Origin of the sequence: Sphingosinicella sp. CPCC 101087 (assembly GCF_004151485.1) — a bacterium.
Taxonomy (GTDB): Bacteria; Pseudomonadota; Alphaproteobacteria; order Sphingomonadales; family Sphingomonadaceae; genus Allosphingosinicella.
Window position 1 is genome coordinate 171,278 of sequence record NZ_SBFF01000005.1, and the last position, 15,339, is coordinate 186,616.

At 67.9% G+C, this 15,339-nt stretch carries 19 protein-coding genes; 9 read left to right on the forward strand and 10 right to left on the reverse strand.

Features of this window, described 5'->3' with window-relative positions; translation table 11 throughout:
* Positions 1-20: 20 nt before the first annotated feature.
* From EKM57_RS09555 to EKM57_RS09565, 3 genes are all read right to left on the reverse strand, one after another.
* Positions 21-722 (reverse strand): thioredoxin domain-containing protein, encoded by a 702-nt coding sequence (locus tag EKM57_RS09555; protein ID WP_165357311.1) that lies wholly within the window; start codon positions 720-722, stop codon positions 21-23.
* A 90-nt stretch (positions 723-812) separates the two neighbouring features.
* Complete coding sequence (locus EKM57_RS09560; protein ID WP_129792274.1) at positions 813-1,565, reverse strand: thioredoxin domain-containing protein; 753 nt, start codon at positions 1,563-1,565, stop codon at positions 813-815.
* Positions 1,562-2,068 (reverse strand): DciA family protein, encoded by a 507-nt coding sequence (locus EKM57_RS09565; RefSeq protein ID WP_129792275.1) that lies wholly within the window; start codon positions 2,066-2,068, stop codon positions 1,562-1,564. Before EKM57_RS09565 ends, EKM57_RS09560 begins: the two co-directional genes overlap by 4 nt.
* A 99-nt stretch (positions 2,069-2,167) precedes the next feature.
* On the opposite strand from EKM57_RS09565, the gene EKM57_RS09570 reads away from it, so the two are divergent.
* The 3 genes from EKM57_RS09570 to EKM57_RS09580 are packed head-to-tail and all read left to right on the forward strand — an operon-like array spanning position 2,168 to position 4,508.
* The gene (locus tag EKM57_RS09570) at positions 2,168-3,169 is read left to right on the forward strand and encodes an A/G-specific adenine glycosylase (protein WP_129792276.1); all 1,002 of its coding nucleotides are present in this window, start codon (positions 2,168-2,170) and stop codon (positions 3,167-3,169) included.
* Complete coding sequence (gene nudC / locus EKM57_RS09575) at positions 3,166-4,038, forward strand: NAD(+) diphosphatase (protein WP_129792277.1); 873 nt, start codon at positions 3,166-3,168, stop codon at positions 4,036-4,038. Before EKM57_RS09570 ends, nudC begins: the two co-directional genes overlap by 4 nt.
* A gap of 2 nt (positions 4,039-4,040) precedes the next feature.
* On the forward strand, positions 4,041-4,508 hold the full coding sequence (locus EKM57_RS09580; RefSeq protein ID WP_165357313.1) for a CHRD domain-containing protein: 468 nt from the start codon (positions 4,041-4,043) through the stop codon (positions 4,506-4,508).
* On the opposite strand, the gene EKM57_RS09585 is transcribed toward EKM57_RS09580, so the two are convergent.
* The 4 genes from EKM57_RS09585 to EKM57_RS09600 form a co-directional block, all read right to left on the reverse strand.
* Positions 4,480-4,872: a hypothetical protein gene (locus tag EKM57_RS09585; RefSeq protein WP_129792279.1), complete on the reverse strand. Its 393-nt coding sequence runs from the start codon at positions 4,870-4,872 to the stop codon at positions 4,480-4,482. The two genes, EKM57_RS09580 and EKM57_RS09585, sit on opposite strands and share 29 nt — an antisense overlap.
* Positions 4,873-4,946: 74 nt before the next feature.
* Positions 4,947-5,336 (reverse strand): cupredoxin domain-containing protein, encoded by a 390-nt coding sequence (locus EKM57_RS09590; protein WP_129792280.1) that lies wholly within the window; start codon positions 5,334-5,336, stop codon positions 4,947-4,949.
* Between the two features lie 64 nt (positions 5,337-5,400).
* Positions 5,401-6,978, reverse strand: coding sequence for a phosphoglycerate dehydrogenase (gene serA / locus EKM57_RS09595; RefSeq protein WP_129792281.1), 1,578 nt, complete (start codon positions 6,976-6,978; stop codon positions 5,401-5,403).
* Between the two features lie 121 nt (positions 6,979-7,099).
* The gene (locus EKM57_RS09600; protein ID WP_129792282.1) at positions 7,100-8,257 is read right to left on the reverse strand and encodes a phosphoserine transaminase; all 1,158 of its coding nucleotides are present in this window, start codon (positions 8,255-8,257) and stop codon (positions 7,100-7,102) included.
* Between the two features lie 188 nt (positions 8,258-8,445).
* Here EKM57_RS09600 and EKM57_RS09605 point away from each other — a divergent pair, with 188 nt between their 5' ends.
* On the forward strand, positions 8,446-9,081 hold the full coding sequence (locus EKM57_RS09605; protein ID WP_243450967.1) for an extensin family protein: 636 nt from the start codon (positions 8,446-8,448) through the stop codon (positions 9,079-9,081).
* Positions 9,082-9,367: 286 nt separating this feature from the next.
* Complete coding sequence (locus EKM57_RS09610) at positions 9,368-10,252, forward strand: LOG family protein (protein WP_129792284.1); 885 nt, start codon at positions 9,368-9,370, stop codon at positions 10,250-10,252.
* 95 nt (positions 10,253-10,347) lie between these two features.
* On the opposite strand, the gene EKM57_RS09615 is transcribed toward EKM57_RS09610, so the two are convergent.
* Positions 10,348-11,049 carry a cytochrome c family protein gene (locus tag EKM57_RS09615; protein WP_129792285.1) on the reverse strand — a complete coding sequence of 234 codons (702 nt, stop codon included), beginning with the start codon at positions 11,047-11,049 and terminating at the stop codon, positions 10,348-10,350.
* A gap of 1,043 nt (positions 11,050-12,092) precedes the next feature.
* On the opposite strand from EKM57_RS09615, the gene EKM57_RS21835 reads away from it, so the two are divergent.
* From EKM57_RS21835 to EKM57_RS22230, 3 genes are all read left to right on the forward strand, one after another.
* The gene (locus tag EKM57_RS21835) at positions 12,093-12,467 is read left to right on the forward strand and encodes a hypothetical protein (protein WP_165357315.1); all 375 of its coding nucleotides are present in this window, start codon (positions 12,093-12,095) and stop codon (positions 12,465-12,467) included.
* Between the two features lie 109 nt (positions 12,468-12,576).
* On the forward strand, positions 12,577-13,059 hold the full coding sequence (locus tag EKM57_RS21840) for a polymer-forming cytoskeletal protein (RefSeq protein WP_165357317.1): 483 nt from the start codon (positions 12,577-12,579) through the stop codon (positions 13,057-13,059).
* Positions 13,060-13,073: 14 nt separating this feature from the next.
* Positions 13,074-13,223 (forward strand): hypothetical protein, encoded by a 150-nt coding sequence (locus EKM57_RS22230; protein ID WP_206185368.1) that lies wholly within the window; start codon positions 13,074-13,076, stop codon positions 13,221-13,223.
* Positions 13,224-13,262: 39 nt separating this feature from the next.
* Here EKM57_RS22230 and EKM57_RS09625 read toward each other — a convergent pair whose 3' ends face one another.
* Positions 13,263-13,661, reverse strand: coding sequence for a PRC-barrel domain-containing protein (locus EKM57_RS09625; RefSeq protein WP_129792287.1), 399 nt, complete (start codon positions 13,659-13,661; stop codon positions 13,263-13,265).
* Positions 13,662-13,905: 244 nt separating this feature from the next.
* On the opposite strand from EKM57_RS09625, the gene EKM57_RS09635 reads away from it, so the two are divergent.
* Positions 13,906-14,316: a hypothetical protein gene (locus tag EKM57_RS09635; protein ID WP_129792288.1), complete on the forward strand. Its 411-nt coding sequence runs from the start codon at positions 13,906-13,908 to the stop codon at positions 14,314-14,316.
* 173 nt (positions 14,317-14,489) lie between these two features.
* On the opposite strand, the gene purC is transcribed toward EKM57_RS09635, so the two are convergent.
* Positions 14,490-15,269, reverse strand: a complete 780-nt coding sequence (purC, locus tag EKM57_RS09640; RefSeq protein WP_129792289.1) for a phosphoribosylaminoimidazolesuccinocarboxamide synthase — start codon at positions 15,267-15,269, stop codon at positions 14,490-14,492.
* Positions 15,270-15,339 lie beyond the last annotated feature (70 nt).

Here is a 15,339-nt window from a genome sequence, read left to right on the forward strand (position 1 = left end):
CGGCCCCCCCCGTCTCCCGTCTAGCCCGCGGCCTGGCGGATCAGCGGCTCGAGACCGCCCCAATCGTTGGCCCCGACGCGGTTACCGTTGATCAGGAAGGTGGGCGTGCCGTTGATGCCGCTCCCGCTCGCGGCGCGCGCCATCTCCCCCAGCCGTCCGAGGGCCGCTTCGTCGGTCAGGCAGGCGCGAGCCCGGTGGGCGGAGACGCCGTGGCGCACCGCGATGTCGGTCAGTCCACCCACTTCGGCGAGTCGCGGCAGCCGCTGGTCGGGCGGGAGCGCGGATATCTGGTCCCACTGCGCCTGCGAAAGGCCCTGGATCCGGCCCATCCATTCTTCCTGGGCCGCGAGGAACTGGCCTGTGATCGGAAAGAAAAGGTCGGCACCTCCGCATCGCGCCAGCAAGGAGGCGGTGACGTCGACGCCATTGAGGACGAAGTTGCGAATCTCCAGACTTGCCCGGCCGCTGCGCACATATTGATCGATGAGTGCCGCGCCGCCGGTCCGGGAGAAATCGGCGCAATGGGGGCAGGTCAGCGAGAGATATTCGACGACCTTCACGCGGGCGTCGGGATTGCCCATCCGAAAGCCCCCTTCCGGCGTCTGAACCACCGTGCGGGTCCAGTCGCGCTGCGCCGGTCGCTGGCTTTGCTGCGCCGGGGCGACGAAAGCGGTTGCGGCCAGGGCCGCTGCCGCCAGGAAGAAAAAGGCGTGCTTCCTCATGTCTCGGCCTCCACTCGGATCTTGCGGAGCCGCCCGCACGCCTTGCGCCATTGCGGCGTCAAGCCAGCGGACCGGACTCCGGCCATCCGACTATCCGTCTATCGCGGCGCGGAGCCGCCGCTCGAGTTCCGGCCATTCCGCGACGTCGGCTTTCTCGCCGTTGATCAGGAAGGTGGGCGTGCCGGTGACATTGTTCTCCTGGCTGCCGTGCCGGGTGATCTCGGCGAGCCGTTCCAGCTGGCTCGTGTCGGCGAGGCAGCTGTTGATCCGCGATTCGGGCATTCCGCGCTGCCGGAAGAAGGGCGCCAGCTCGGTGACCTCGATGATCGCTGCCGCCTGCGCGGTGGGCGCCATGTTCTGGATCTGCTGGGCACGTTCGGGCGACAGCGTCTGCAGCCGCGCCGACCATTCCTGCTGGGTCGCATAGAGCTGCTCCACCAGGCGGAAGAAGGGCGTCGGTCCCTGGCAGCGCAGCAGCATGAAGATGGCCGGATCGGACGGGAACAGCAGGAAGGGACGATATTCGTAGCTGACCTGGCCGCTGCGGACGAAGACGTTCTCGAGCGGCTGGGTCGCGTCTTCGGCGAAGACCGCGCAATGGGGGCAGGTGATCGAGGCATATTCGATCAGCTTCACCGGCGCGTCCGGATTGCCCATCCGATAGCCGCCCTCGGGCGTCTCGCTGACGACCTGGGTCCAGTCGCCATTGTTGGGCGCCGCGATCTGGGTGAGCGGGGCCGCGTCATTGGCGGCCGCGGCATTGAGATTGCCGCTTTCCTCGCCGCCGCAGCCGCTGAGGAAGAGGGTCAGCGCGACCGCGCCGGTGCTGAGCTTCGCCTTCATCTCTTTCGTTCTCCACCTATTCTGCCGACGACCGGGATCATCGTCACCACCGGCGTCACTTCGCCGCTCGAAAGCCCGCGCGCAAGCGATTCAAGGCAAGCGCGAAGTTCCGGATCCGCCACTTCGCGCAGTGAATCGCCGAGCTCGGCCGGTATCGGTCGAAGCGACGGCTCCGGCCGTGCCCTTGCCTTTTCCGCCTGAACGATGCCTTGCCGGAACGATATGCGGTTCACCGCCGGATAGCCGAAGAAGCGATTGACCCGCTCGACGATCGCGGGGGCGACATGCTGCATCATCGGCGCGTGCGCGCCCTCCACGACGAGGGTCAGCACGCCGCCGCTTTTTTTCCCCGGCGGGAAGCGGATCGATTCCGGGGAGGACACGACGGCGTAGCGCGGCCCCACGATCTCGCGCCAGCGGCTGACGATAGAGGACTGGACGAAGCCGAAGCGGCGGAACGCCGCACCCCCGATCTCCGGGAGGAGCTCGGACACCTGCCGCATCCGGCGCGAACGGGCCGGCGCTGCCGCCTCTTTTTTCCGTGGACCGCCCGTTTTCGTCACGCCATTTTCACCTTGCGGCAAGCATGGCATAGCCGCCCCATGCCCGTCGATGCCTGCCAGGCGCTTTTATGTTGGTATGCTGTGGATAAGCGGTCGCTGCCATGGCGGGCCGGGCCCGGAAAGGCGCCGGATCCCTATCGGGTCTGGCTGTCCGAAGTCATGCTGCAGCAGACGACGATCGCGCATGCGCGGCCCTATTTCGAGACGTTCGTCCACCGGTGGCCGACGGTCGAGGCGCTTGCCGCGGAGTCCGACGGGGAGGTCATGGCCGCCTGGGCGGGGCTCGGCTATTACGCCCGGGCGCGCAACCTGCTCGCCTGCGCGCGAATAGTGGCGGATCAGCTTGGGGGGCGCTTTCCCGAAGACGAAGCGGCGTTGAGGCGCCTTCCCGGTATCGGCGCCTATACCGCCGCGGCGGTAGCGGCGATCGCCTTCGGCCGCCGTGCGGTGGCGGTGGACGCCAATGTCGAGCGGGTGGTCGCGCGCCTGTTCGCGGTCGAGGCGCCGCTCCCCTCCGCCCGCGCCGCAATCAGGGACCATGCCGAGCGGCTGACGCCGGAGGAAAATGCGGGCGACTTCGTCCAGGCGATGATGGAGCTCGGCCAGACCGTCTGCATGCCGCGCCGCCCCGATTGCGGACGCTGCCCGCTCACGCCCCATTGCGCCGGATACGCGGCCGGCGACCCGGGCGCCTTTCCGGTGAAGGCGCCGAAAGCCGCGCGGCCGCGCCGCGAGGGCGTCGCTTACTGGCTGGAGCATAGGGGCCGCGTGCTTCTGGTCCGGCGTCCACAGAAAGGCCTGCTCGGCGGCATGCTGGCGCTGCCGACCGACGGCGCTCCGGCCGAGGCGGCATGGCGCGAGGCGGGGGCGGTCGACCATGTCTTCACCCATTTCGCCTTGACCATGCGGCTGCTCTGCGCGGAGACCGACACGCCCGCGGAAGGGATATGGTGGCCGGTAGAGCGGATCGGCGAGGCCGGCCTGCCGACCTTGTTCGCCAAGCTGGCCGTGCGCGGCAGCGAGTGGAGGCGCGCCGCATGACAGCGCCGGGTTTCACGGGCGCCGGCATAGACCGGGCCGACCAGCTCAGGCTCGACGAGACGGCGTTGCGGGTGCTCGCGCAGCATGAGGGCGCGAGGCTGCTGCGCCTGGCCGAGCTCGATCCGGTCCTCGACGAGGAAGGACGGCTGCTCTGGTCGCCCCTCGGCGAAGAGGCGGCCGATCTGATCTTCCTCGGAATGGACGGGGACGCGCCGTTGTTCGCGCCGCTGGTGGCGGTGGAGGCGTTCGGTCAACGGGCCTGGAGCGTCTTTCGCTTGCTGGCGCTGATGGCCCCGCGCGACGCCGCGATCTGGGGCGCCGCGCGCAGTCTCAACGAATGGCACAATCGGCATCGATATTGCGGCATTTGCGGGGCGCCGAACGGTCCGTTCCGCGCCGGCTGGGGCAGGCGCTGCACCGGCTGCGGCGCCGAGCATTTTCCACGCGTCGACCCGGTGGTGATCATGCTCGCCGAGCATGAGGGCCGGGTGCTGGTCGCCCGCCAGCCGCAATATCCGCAAGGGCGCTACTCCGCGCTCGCCGGCTTCGTCGAACCGGGCGAATCGATCGAGGAAGCGGTGGCGCGAGAGCTGATCGAGGAAGCGGGCACAGCGGTCGACAATGTCCGTTACGTCGCGAGCCAGCCCTGGCCCTTTCCCGGCTCGCTGATGATCGCCTGCCTCGCCGATGCGCGATCCGACGCGCTGGTGCTGGACCGCAACGAGCTGGAGGACGCGATGTGGGTCGACCGGGCCGGCGTGACGGCCGCTCTCGCGGGTGATCCGGACGCGCCCTTCCTGGCGCCGCCGCCTTTCGCCATCGCCAATACGTTGCTGCGCCGCTGGATCGAGGAAGAAGAGGGAGAATGAGAATGCGCTATCTGAGGATGGGCGTGGGCGCCGCGGCCCTGCTGCTGGCGAGCGGATGCGCGACGGCGCCGGAAGACCAGCGGGCAACCCTTGCGGTCACGCTGACCGGCGTTCAGGAGGTCCCGGGGCCGGGCGATGCGGACGGAACCGGCACGGCCGAGATCCGCGTCGATCCGCGTGCGGCGCAAGTCTGCTGGAATCTCTACGTGCGCCAGATCGATCCCGCGACAGCCGCCCACATCCATCGCGGCCCGGCGGGGACCGCGGGGCCCCCCGTCGTCACTCTGACCACCCCGGACGCGAACGGCCGCAGCGAAGGCTGCACCGTAGTCGACCAGCCGCTCGCCCGCGAGCTGGTGATGCGGTCGCACGATTTCTATGTGAACGTCCACACCGCCTCGCATCCGGCGGGCGCCGTTCGGGGTCAGCTGCGCGGCGGAATCATCCGTCAGCAGCGCCAGCGTCGGTAGCACCCTTTCGCCGAGGCGGCGCTTCGCTCACTTCCTCGTCTTCCGCCGGGCGGCGGGACGCCTTGCGCATGCCCTCGTCGAAGCCCTCGAGAAAGCGGCGCATGCCGTCGAGCGCCGCGGTCCGGATCGTTTCGGCCAGCCTGTCGCCGTCGATCGCCACCGTTCGGCCGGGCTCGCGCCCATTGCGCAGCGTACGCGCGACCGCCTGCGCTGCGCGCGCCTCCGCCATCGCGCCGAGCGCCGCCGCGGCGAAGCTGCGGACGACCGGACTCTCCGTCGCCTTGATCGCCTTGCGCGCCTGTTTGCGGACCTTCTTCGGGACCTTCACGCCTGCGACGCGCTTGGGGATCTTCACCTTCGCCATGTCCATTCTCCTCCCCTGCACAAGAGGGGCTCTACTGTCTTATATTGGTAAGGCAGGGCGTCTGCTTCAAGCCGTCACTGCACGACGATCTCGGCGCTCATCCCCAGCAGGCGGTGAAGGAAGTTGCCGCTTCGGGCGCGGTAGCGGCCGGCGGCGGGAACGAGGGCGATCACCTTTTGCTCGCCCGGCGCAACCTGCAGATGACCGTCGGCGATCAGCTCGGCATCACGGGCGCGGACATGGGCGGCTCGGAAAAAGTCGCCGGCCGAGAAGCTGTAGGTCGCCTGTCCCTGGTTCAGGAAACGCAGCCTGACCGGCCGGCCGGCCTCGAGCCGGATCGTTTTCGGCTCGAAGGCGAACGGCCGCATCAGCACCTCATATTCGCGCGCCGCCCGCCATTCCGGCTGCTGGGCAGCGGCCGGGCCGGCAAGAAGAAGCGCGAGGAGCAGGAGCACGGGACGCATGGTCCACGATCCTTTGCCTCATGAGCAACCTCCAGCGCTTATCACATTTCGCTGCGTTCCGATCCTAGAATCGCAGCGGCTTGACCTTCTTGACGCCCGGCAGCGCCTCGAGCCGCGCCACCACTTCCGGGGAGATGTGGCCGTCGACCGACACGAGCGCGACCGCCTCCCCGCCGGCTTCCCGACGGCCGAGATGGAAGGTTCCGATATTGACTCCCTTCTCCCCCAGCGCGGTGCCGAGGCTGCCGATGAAGCCTGGTCGGTCCTCGTTGACGATATAGATCATCTCGCCGTTGAGATCGGCCTCGATGGCGATGCCGAACATGTCCACAAGCCGCGGCGCCGCATTGCCGAACAGGGTGCCGGCCACCGAGCGCTCGCCGTCCGGGGTCGAGACGGCCACGCGGACCAGGGTATGGTAATCGCCCTCGCGGTCGTGGCGGACCTCACGCACGTCGAGGCCACGCTCTTTCGCCAGAAACGGCGCGTTCACCATGTTCACCGTGTCCGAATAGACTCGCATCAGCCCGGCCAGGACGGCGCCGGTGATCGGCTTCTGATTGAGCGCGGCGGCAGCACCTTCGACCTCGATCGAGACGCCGGCGATGCGCCGCCCCTCGGCCTGGCCGACCAGGGATCCCAGCTTCTCGGCCAGCTCCATGTAGGGGCGCAGCCTTGGCGCCTCCTCGGCCGAGAGCGACGGCATGTTGAGCGCATTGGTGACGCCGCCCCGCATCAGAAAGTCGGCCATCTGCTCGGCGACCTGGATTGCGACGTTCACCTGCGCCTCCGTGGTCGAGGCGCCGAGATGCGGCGTGGCGACCAGGCCGGGGACGCCAAACAAGGGGTTTGCCTTGGCCGGCTCCTCGACGAAGACGTCGAGCGCCGCTCCGGCCACATGGCCGCTCTCCAGCGCCTCCTTCAGCGCCGCTTCGTCGATCAGTCCGCCGCGGGCGCAGTTGATGATGCGCACCCCGGGCTTCGTCTTCGCCAGATTCTCGCGCGAAAGGATGTTGCGGGTCTGATCGGTCAGCGGCGTGTGCAGCGTGATGAAGTCGGCACGGGCCAGCAACTCGTCCAGGTCGACCTTCTCGACTCCGAGGTCGACGGCCCTGTCCGGGGTCAGGAAGGGGTCGAAGGCGACCACCTTCATCCTGAGCCCCAGGGCGCGGTCGGCGACGATGGAGCCGATATTGCCGCAGCCGATCAGGCCCAGCGTCTTGCTGGTGAGCTCGACCCCCATGAAGCGGTTCTTCTCCCACTTGCCGGCCTGGGTGGAGAGGTCGGCCGCCGGAAGCTCGCGCGCCAGTGCGAACATCAGGGCGACGGCATGTTCGGCCGTCGTGATCGAATTGCCGAACGGCGTGTTCATCACCACGACCCCTCGCGCCGTGGCGGCCGGAATGTCGACATTGTCGACGCCGATACCGGCGCGGCCGATCACCTTGAGCCGGGTCGCGGCTTCCAGCACGTCGGCGGTCACCTTGGTGGCGGAGCGGACGGCGAGCCCGTCATAATCGCCGATGATCGCCTTGAGCTCGTCCTTGGACAGGCCCGGCCTCTCGTCCACCTCGACGCCGTTGGCGCGGAACACTTCGGCGGCTTTCGGATCCATCTGATCCGAGATCAGCACTTTTGGCATGGTGTCTTGTTCCTTGCAGCGTCCCCGGTCCTTCGCGCCGCCCGTGGCGTAGCTCGGGATGGACTTCGGCCGGAGATCCAGAATGGAATGGAGGGTGGGGTAAAGTGCGCCCGGTGGACGGCTAGAGTGACGAGCGGGCGCTCTCGTAGGCCCAATCGAGCCACGGTCCGAGCGCCTCTATGTCGGCGGTGTCGACTGTGGCGCCGCACCAGATGCGGATGCCGGGCGGCGCATCGCGATAGCCGGCGACGTCGAATGCCGCCTCCTCCGTTTCGAGCAGGGACGCCATCTTCTTGACCAGGACCTGCTGGCCCTCCGCGTCGCGCGTCGCCGCAACCTCGTCCGAGAAGCGCAGGCAGACGCTGGTATTGCTGCGGGTGGACGGGTCGGCGGCAAGATGCTCGATCCAGTCCGTCCGCGATACCCACTCGTCGAGCGCGGCGGCATTGGCATCGGCGCGGGCGACCAGCGCGGAAAGGCCGCCCTGAAGCTCCGCCCATTCGAGGGCGAAGATATAGTCCTCGACCGCGAGCATCGACGGCGTGTTGATCGTCTCGCCCTTGAAGATCCCCTCGATCAGCTTACCGCTTTTGGTCATGCGGAAGATCTTCGGAAGCGGCCAGGCCGGGCTGTAGCTTTCGAGCCGCTCGACTGCGCGCGGACCGAGGATGATGACGCCATGGCCGCCCTCGCCGCCGAGCACCTTCTGCCAGCTGAAGGTGGTGACGTCGAGTTTGTCCCACGGCAGGTCCATCGCGAACGCCGCGGACGTGGCGTCGCAGATGGTCAGGCCTTCGCGAGCGTCGGAGATCCAGCCGGCATCGGGAACGCGCACGCCAGAGGTCGTGCCGTTCCAGGTGAAGACGGTGTCGGTCGCCGGGTCGACCGAGGACAGGTCGGGCAGGGCGCCGTAAGGCGCGCGAACGATGGTCGCGTCGAGCTTGAGCTGCTTGGCCACGTCGGTGACCCAGCCTTCTCCGAAGCTCTCCCAGGCGAGCATTGTCACCGGCCGGGCGCCGAGCAGACTCCACAGCGCCATCTCCACCGCGCCCGTATCGGAGGCCGGGACGATGCCGATCCGATGGCTGGCCGGAACCTTGAGGATGTGCCGGGTCAGCTCGATCGCGTGGGCAAGGCGCGCCTTGCCGAGCTTCGACCGATGCGAACGGCCGAGCGATCCGATGGGGAGCTTGGCGGGGGTCCAGCCGGGCGGCTTCGCGCACGGACCGGATGAAAAATAAGGACGTGCGGGTCGCACGTCCGGCTTTACATTCGTCACTGTTCAACTCTCCTCGCAGAGAGCACGCGCCGCGTTGGGACGGCGTGGCCCGCTGGCGTTCCTAAGGTTTCCCGGCGCGCTGTCAACAGGAAGCGGCCGGCAACCGTCCCGCCGCCGTTTTTCGGCGCAAGCGGCTTGACCGGCCGGCGCCCAGTCGATTCAATGATCCCGTGCGGTGGGGGATAGTCTTGGGAGCGCTGGTCGTGCTGACCGCCTGTATTCCGGGCGGCGACCGGCAGCGTCCGCCGTCGTCCCGACCCGCGCCGGAAGCGCGCGCCGATTCGCGGGATCCGGCTACACGGCAATGCCATGCCGAGCTCGCCAGGAACTCGGTCGAGTTCCGGGCGCTCGAGGACCGGCGCTTCGAGAATGGCTGCTCGGCGCTGGGCGCGGTCCAGTTGCTCGAGATCGGGACTCCCGTGACCAATCTGGGCGCGATGACCTGCCCGCTCGCTCGGCAGTTCGCGCGATGGACGCGGGAGTCGGTGCAGCCGGCCGCCCGGCAGTGGCTCGGGACGACGGTGCGGCGGATCGAGACGTTCGGCACCTATGCCTGCCGCTCGGTCAACAGCCGCCCGGGCGCGCGCCTGAGCGAGCATGCTTATGCCAACGCCGTGGATGTGTCCGCTTTCCTCCTCGATGACGGGCGGCGCGTGACGGTCCAGCAAGGATGGAATGGCGGAGACGAGCGCGTCCGCCAGTTCCTGCCGGCGATCCATCAGGGCGGCTGCCGCCGGTTCAATATCGGCCTCGGCCCCGATTCGGACGCCTACCACTATAACCACATGCATTTTGATATGGGTCGCGGCCCCTATTGCCGCTAAGCCCGGGCTCGAACTGGGTGCTGGAGGCGGTCGTCGTGACGGGTTCGATTTTGTTGTCAGGCAAGGAGCGAGGAGGGAGCGATGGTGAATCCATCGTGACCGACGTAACGACGCCGTCCGGGCGACAAAAGCCAACCCGCCGCTGCGCGGTCGGCCGGGAGAGGCGGCTGGGGGCTTCGATCGCCTTGCCCGGGCTGCCTGGCCCGGCCTTCGGCTCTCTCCTTCCCACCCGCCTTTCCCGGCCGATCACGGCCACCTCCAGAACCCAGCTCGAGCCCTAGCGGCCATGTCCGACCCGATACCCCCCAAGCGCGTCTTCCATCCAGCCCGTGAGGAAGCCGAGGTCGCGGCCCAGGCGGCCGAGACTCCGCAAACCGTCAGCCCCGCCTACCGGCTTGCGTTCCAGGACATGGATTTCCTGCTGCGCGAGGATCTTCGCCCTGTCCGATTTCAGCTGGAGCTGCTCAAGCCGGAATTGCTGCTGGACGAAGCCGGAATCGCTTCCACCTTCGTCTTCTACGGATCGGCCCGGATCCCCGAGCCTGCCAAGGCCGATTCCCTGATCGAGGCGGCCTCGACGGACCACCAGCGGCGGATCGCCGAGCGGCTCAAGGCCAAGTCCAGATATTATGACGAGGCGCGCAAGCTGGCGCGGCTGGCGAGCCGGGTGACGCCTGATTCGGAAGGGCGAAAGCAGTTCGTGGTCTGCTCCGGCGGGGGACCGTCGATCATGGAAGCCGCCAATCGCGGCGCCGCCGACGAAGGGCATGAATCGATCGGCCTCAACATCGTCCTGCCTCACGAGCAGCAGCCCAACGATTATGTGACTCCGGAGCTGAGCTTCCGATTCCATTACTTCGCGCTGCGCAAGATGCACTTCCTGCTGCGCGCGCGCGCAGTAGCGGTTTTCCCCGGCGGCTTCGGCACGTTCGACGAGTCCTTCGAACTGCTCACGCTCGTCCAGACCCAGAAGATCAAGCCGATGCCGATCCTGTTCTTCGGCCGCGAATTCTGGGACCGGGTCGTCGACTTTCAGGCGCTGGTGGACGAAGGGGTGATCGCGCCGAAGGATCTCGACCTCTTCACCTTCTGTGAGACCGCGGAAGAAGCGTGGCATTGCGTCTGCCGCCACTATGCAGGCAATGCCGACGCGCTCGGCTGCTCAGATTAAGAGGACCTTCCTGCCGGGCGGCTACCGCCGATAGCTCGCAGGAGGCGGTGCTCCATCCTCCCGCCGCGACATCCGTGCCGGCGGCTGGCCGGGGCTTACTGGCCCTTCTCCTGACCCTCGCGGCCCGATACGTCCGGCGCGCCAGGACCGCCGACGGTTCCCGGCGTGCGCGGCGTGGTCGCCGGATCCAGCTCGGGCTGCGGCTCCGCCATGTCGCCTTGCCCCGGCATGTCGGCCTGCTCGGCGGCAGCCTCGGCCGGTGTCTCGGCGGCAGGCGGGGCCGGGAGCGGCAGGTTGCTGCCCTGGGCGTTCAGATAAGCGAGCAGATTGGCGCGGTCTTGCGGATCGCTGAGGCCCGCGAAGGTCATCTTGGTGCCCGGCGCGAAGGTGCGCGGAGAGCGCAGCCAGTCGCTCATCGCTTCCCAGGTCCAGGTCCCGCCCTTGCTGCGCAGGGCGTCGGAATAGTTGTAGCCGGCGACGTGGCCGAGCGGCGCGCCCATCGTCCCCCACAGGTTCGGTCCGATATTGTTGGCGCCGCCCTGGTTGATCGTGTGGCAGGCGGTGCACTTGCGGAATACGGCTTCGCCGGCCGCGGCGTCAGCGGTCTGCAGGAAGGCCGCGATCGGCGGCTCGGCCTCTTCCTCGCCCGCGCCCTCCTCGACGACGCCGGCGATCGGATAGCCCATCGTTTCGGGACGCTCGGCTTTGAAATATTCGCCCGTTATCAGGCTTGCGCCCAGCAGCACGATGCCGCCCCCCAGCACCCAACCAGCAATCGTGTTGAAGCGATCGTCCATGCCGCCAAGAACCTCCGCAGACGCGCGGCCGCGACGGCCGAGCCATGAGATGAATGGCGCCCCTTTATGCGGGCATCGTCCGTGCCGCAAGCGGGGCTTCCCGAGAGCGGTGCGATCCGGTGACATGGGGCAAGGGCCGGGACACGGTCCGACTTATGCCCGTAATCCTCGTTATCCACAGTCAGAATCCCCTTGGTGCGACTCGGTTTTCATGAGAGCCTTCAATCCGTGGCCGAGACGATCGACCGGCAACGGTCGAAAGCCTTCCCAGCCACAGCCGGAGCCACGAAGCCCTCTTGTCCCACCAGGCGATGAGGGTGGGTGAGCAAAGGCAGGGCGGCTGACGAAGCCGCCGCCAGGCGGAAGCTGCGGGCTTGCCCTTTAGCGGAAGCGAAGGTGGCAGGCATCGTCAAGCACCCAGGTTCGGAACCTTCGGGTTCCGTGCCGAACAGGCAGGATCCGGGCTTCGCCCGACCTGTCCGGCAGAAGCGGGACGAAAGTCGGCGCACTGCCACCGGCGGAATCAGGGCCCCGGCTCTGTGACGGTCGGGCAGGACCGGGCTTCGGCCCGGGAGCTGCGAAACGGCAGACCCAGGATGCAAGTCCTTGGACTGTCGGGCAGACCCAGGCCTCGGCCAGGGAGCCTGTCGTTGACGGCCTACGCTTCGGCGGAGGCTCGAGACGACAGGGTGCCGGAACCCCGGTTCCGGATCTGCCGACGGCGAACCGTCAGGGCTGGCCCTGGCGGGGAACCAGCGGGGAAACCCGAAGGAGCGTAAGCTCCCGAAGGACTCCGGAGGACGGTCCCGAGCCCCCGGCTCAGGCTCGGCCCTCGAAGAAGCCCAAAGCGGACTGCCTCGCCTCCCAGGCTTGGTGACCACCGCGAAGGGACAGTGGGGGCTGGCGGCAACGCCAGCCCCCATTTCTTTCTGCTCTCCGCACATGCGGCCTTGTTGCGTCGCCGCCTGGCCCGCGTTGCGCCAGGCGGCAGGAACGGCGCGCCGTCGCCGGCGTTGGCTTGTGAAAACCAACGGAGATGCGAAATGGCGGACGGCAGGAAGGCCGCGACAGGTGGCACGGCGGGCACCGGCGCCCCTGACACCAACCCCGAGAGCGGCGGCGGCAGGACTGGGGAAGCCGCCGAAGGGGAGCGGCCGGAAGACAAGTCGACGCTCGCCGGCGGCGATGATTCGGCCGAGGCGGCGATCGGCCGGAACCCCGAAGGGAAACCGGCCGGCGCCGGCAGCTCGGCGGAGCGGAGCGGCCGTCGCACCAGCGAAGGCAAGGGGGCACTCGATTCGCCGCCGGATCCTGGCGACCCCGGGGGAATGGGGGGCGTGCGCGCGCACGCCCGCGCCATCGACGGTCGACCGCCGGGCGGAGTCAGCCCGATGGCCGAGCCGGGCGAGGAGGAATAGGCTTCGAACTTCGGTCCCGGCCGCAGACCGTGAAGTTACGGTCCCTCCTGCGCTTGATCTCGTAATATCCACGCGCGATAGTCGGGGCGGGGCGAGGGAGGCGCCGTCTATGTTCTCACGCAGCAAGCCGGCCAAGCCGGCAATGAGGCCGGCCAAGTCGGGGCCGCCGGGCCTGTCGTTCATCGGCTCCGAGGTGGTGATTAGCGGGGATCTCGCGACCACCGCGCAGGTGCATGTCGATGGGCGGGTCGATGGGTCGGTGCATTGCGCGCAGCTTTGCCAGGGCGCGACCGGCATCGTGGCCGGCGACATCGTCGCCGACGAAGCGCGGATCGCCGGGCTGGTCGAAGGGACGGTGAACGGCAAGACCGTCGTGCTCGAGGCCAGCGCCCGCATTACCGGGGATATCAGCTACGAGACGATCAGCATTGCCGCGGGAGCCCGTATCGACGGACGGCTGGCCCGGCGCGAGGCTTTGGCGGCGGGCGAAATGCTGATCGCGGCACCGGCGACCAACGGCAAGGGCGGGACTGACGGGGATGGGAGCGAATTGTTCTCGCGTCAGGATCCGCCGCGCATAGCCGCCGCTTGATCGACGGAGCGGCTATGGCGTTCGATGGCCAGTTCGCCTCCGGCCGCGAGCCGAATCACGCTGAGATCGCGAATCGCGTTCGCACGTCCGCCGTCTTCGGCGGAAGCATCGGCTCGGCTGCAGGCGGCGGCGCATGTGTGCTGTTTCATCGCCAACTCGATTAAGGCCGAGGTGGTGGTGAAATCGTCGCCGTCCTGACCTTTTTACAAGCCCCACCAGGGGAGCTTGGTGTAATAGCCTTGGACTTCCTCATAATCCTGCGGCTGCGGCCGGTCGGCCTGATCGAGGCGGAGCGTCGGCGCAGCCTCGAGCTGCTCGCGGGTAAGGTCGATCACATAGGCGTCGAGCTCGACGTCGTAGCTGAGCACCTCCCAGGGTACGGGCGTCACATTCTCGCCCAGTCCGAGGAATCCGCCGAACGACAAGACGGCATAAGCCACCCGGCCGCTCCTCTTGTCGATCATCACGGAATGGATCGATCCGAGCCGCTGGTCCGAGCGGTTGTAGACCGGGGTTCCCTCTACCCGCCGCGATGAGACGAGTTGATGGCGGTAATCGATTGCTTCGTCCTGTGCGAGGAGAGGACGCGCTTGCTGAGACATGATTCGTCTCCTTTCGTGGCCCCCGATTCCTTATAGCAGATCGGTGCACGAAAGGCACGATTTCAGAAGCAAAATCCGAGGCTTCAGGGAAGCGCGCCAGACCCGCCGCAGAGGATGCGAGCGGAAGCGAATCGCGCGGTCAGGCGCCGGCTTCGCTGAGGATGCGGGCGTCGGCGCCGTCCCAAACCAGTCTCAGGCCCCTCGGCAGCGCATTTCTAATCTTCGCGAGCTGTCCCGCGGACAAATGGCGATTGAGGACGTCGAACACCGCCGCGATGGCTTCGTCCGGATCGACGGGCCGGATGTCGCTCAGCTATTCGGCTACCTCGGCCGTGGCGGCGGCCTCAGTGGCGCCGAGCTTGCCCGGCGGGAGACGGATCCGCTGGCCGGCACCGGCGGCTCCAGCGGCGGAGGTGCGATCGCGGGGGAGGGTGACGTCAGTGGCGGCACCGCGGACCGCGAGAAGGATCCGGCGGTCCAAGGTTCCGGCGATGCCGGCGATGCGCTGGGGAAGGGAAAGGTCGCGGCGGCGCAAGGCCTGGCCCCGACCATCGGCGAAGGGCTCGGTACCGGCGCCGGTCGTGCCGCCGTCGGTTCCGGCACTGCGTCGGACACGGGCGATCTGGGCGGCGGCGGACGCGGCGCTCCGGGATAGTCGCGGGCATCCAACGCCATCCTGACGCAAGTCGGGATCTCGAATAGGTCTCGAAAAGGGCCTCGGCGCCGCGCCGAGGCATAGGCTCCGGCGGAGTGACGGCTGCGGTCCTGCCTCGGCAGCCTCGCTCCTGAGCGTCTTAGATCAACCTGCGCCCGCCAGGTCGTCCGGTCTCACTTTCCCCGCATCTTCCTGTGGCTGTCCAGGTCGAGCACCATGTTGGCGTCGCCTTCCTTGAGCAGGCCCAGCCGGCGCGCCACCTCCTGATAGGCCTCCGCCTCGCCGCCCAGGTCGCGCCGGAAGCGGTCCTTGTCGAGCTTCTCGCCCGAGCTCATGTCCCACAGCCGGCAGCCGTCGGGGCTGATCTCGTCCGCGAGGATGACGCGGCTGTAGTCATTCTCCCAAAGCCGGCCGAATTCGAGCTTGAAGTCGACCAGCCGGATGCCGATGCCCGCGAAAAGTCCGCACAGGAAGTCGTTGATGCGGATCGCCATGTCGGCGATATCGTTCATCTCTTCCTGGCTGGCCCAGCCGAAGCAGGCGATATGCTCGTCGGCGATCATCGGATCGCCGAGCGCGTCGTCCTTGTAATAATATTCGATGATCGTCCGCGGGAGCTGCGTGCCTTCCTCGATGCCGAGCCGCTGCGACAGCGTTCCGGCGGCGACGTTGCGCACCACGACCTCGATCGGGACGATCTCGACCTGGCGGATCAGCTGCTCGCGCATGTTGAGCCGGCGCACGAAATGGGTCGGAATCCCGATCGCCCCGAGCAGGGTGAAGATGTGCTCCGAAATCCGGTTGTTGAGCACACCCTTGCCGGAGATGGTGCCCTTCTTCTGCGCGTTGAACGCGGTGGCATCATCCTTGAAATACTGGATCAGCGTCCCCGGCTCAGGACCCTCGTAAAGGATCTTGGCCTTGCCTTCGTAGATCATGCGACGGCGGGACATGAGACTTGGTCTCCCGGCTTTCAAACAGGCGCGCCCCGAACCGGCGTCGGCTCGGCAACGCACGGACGGG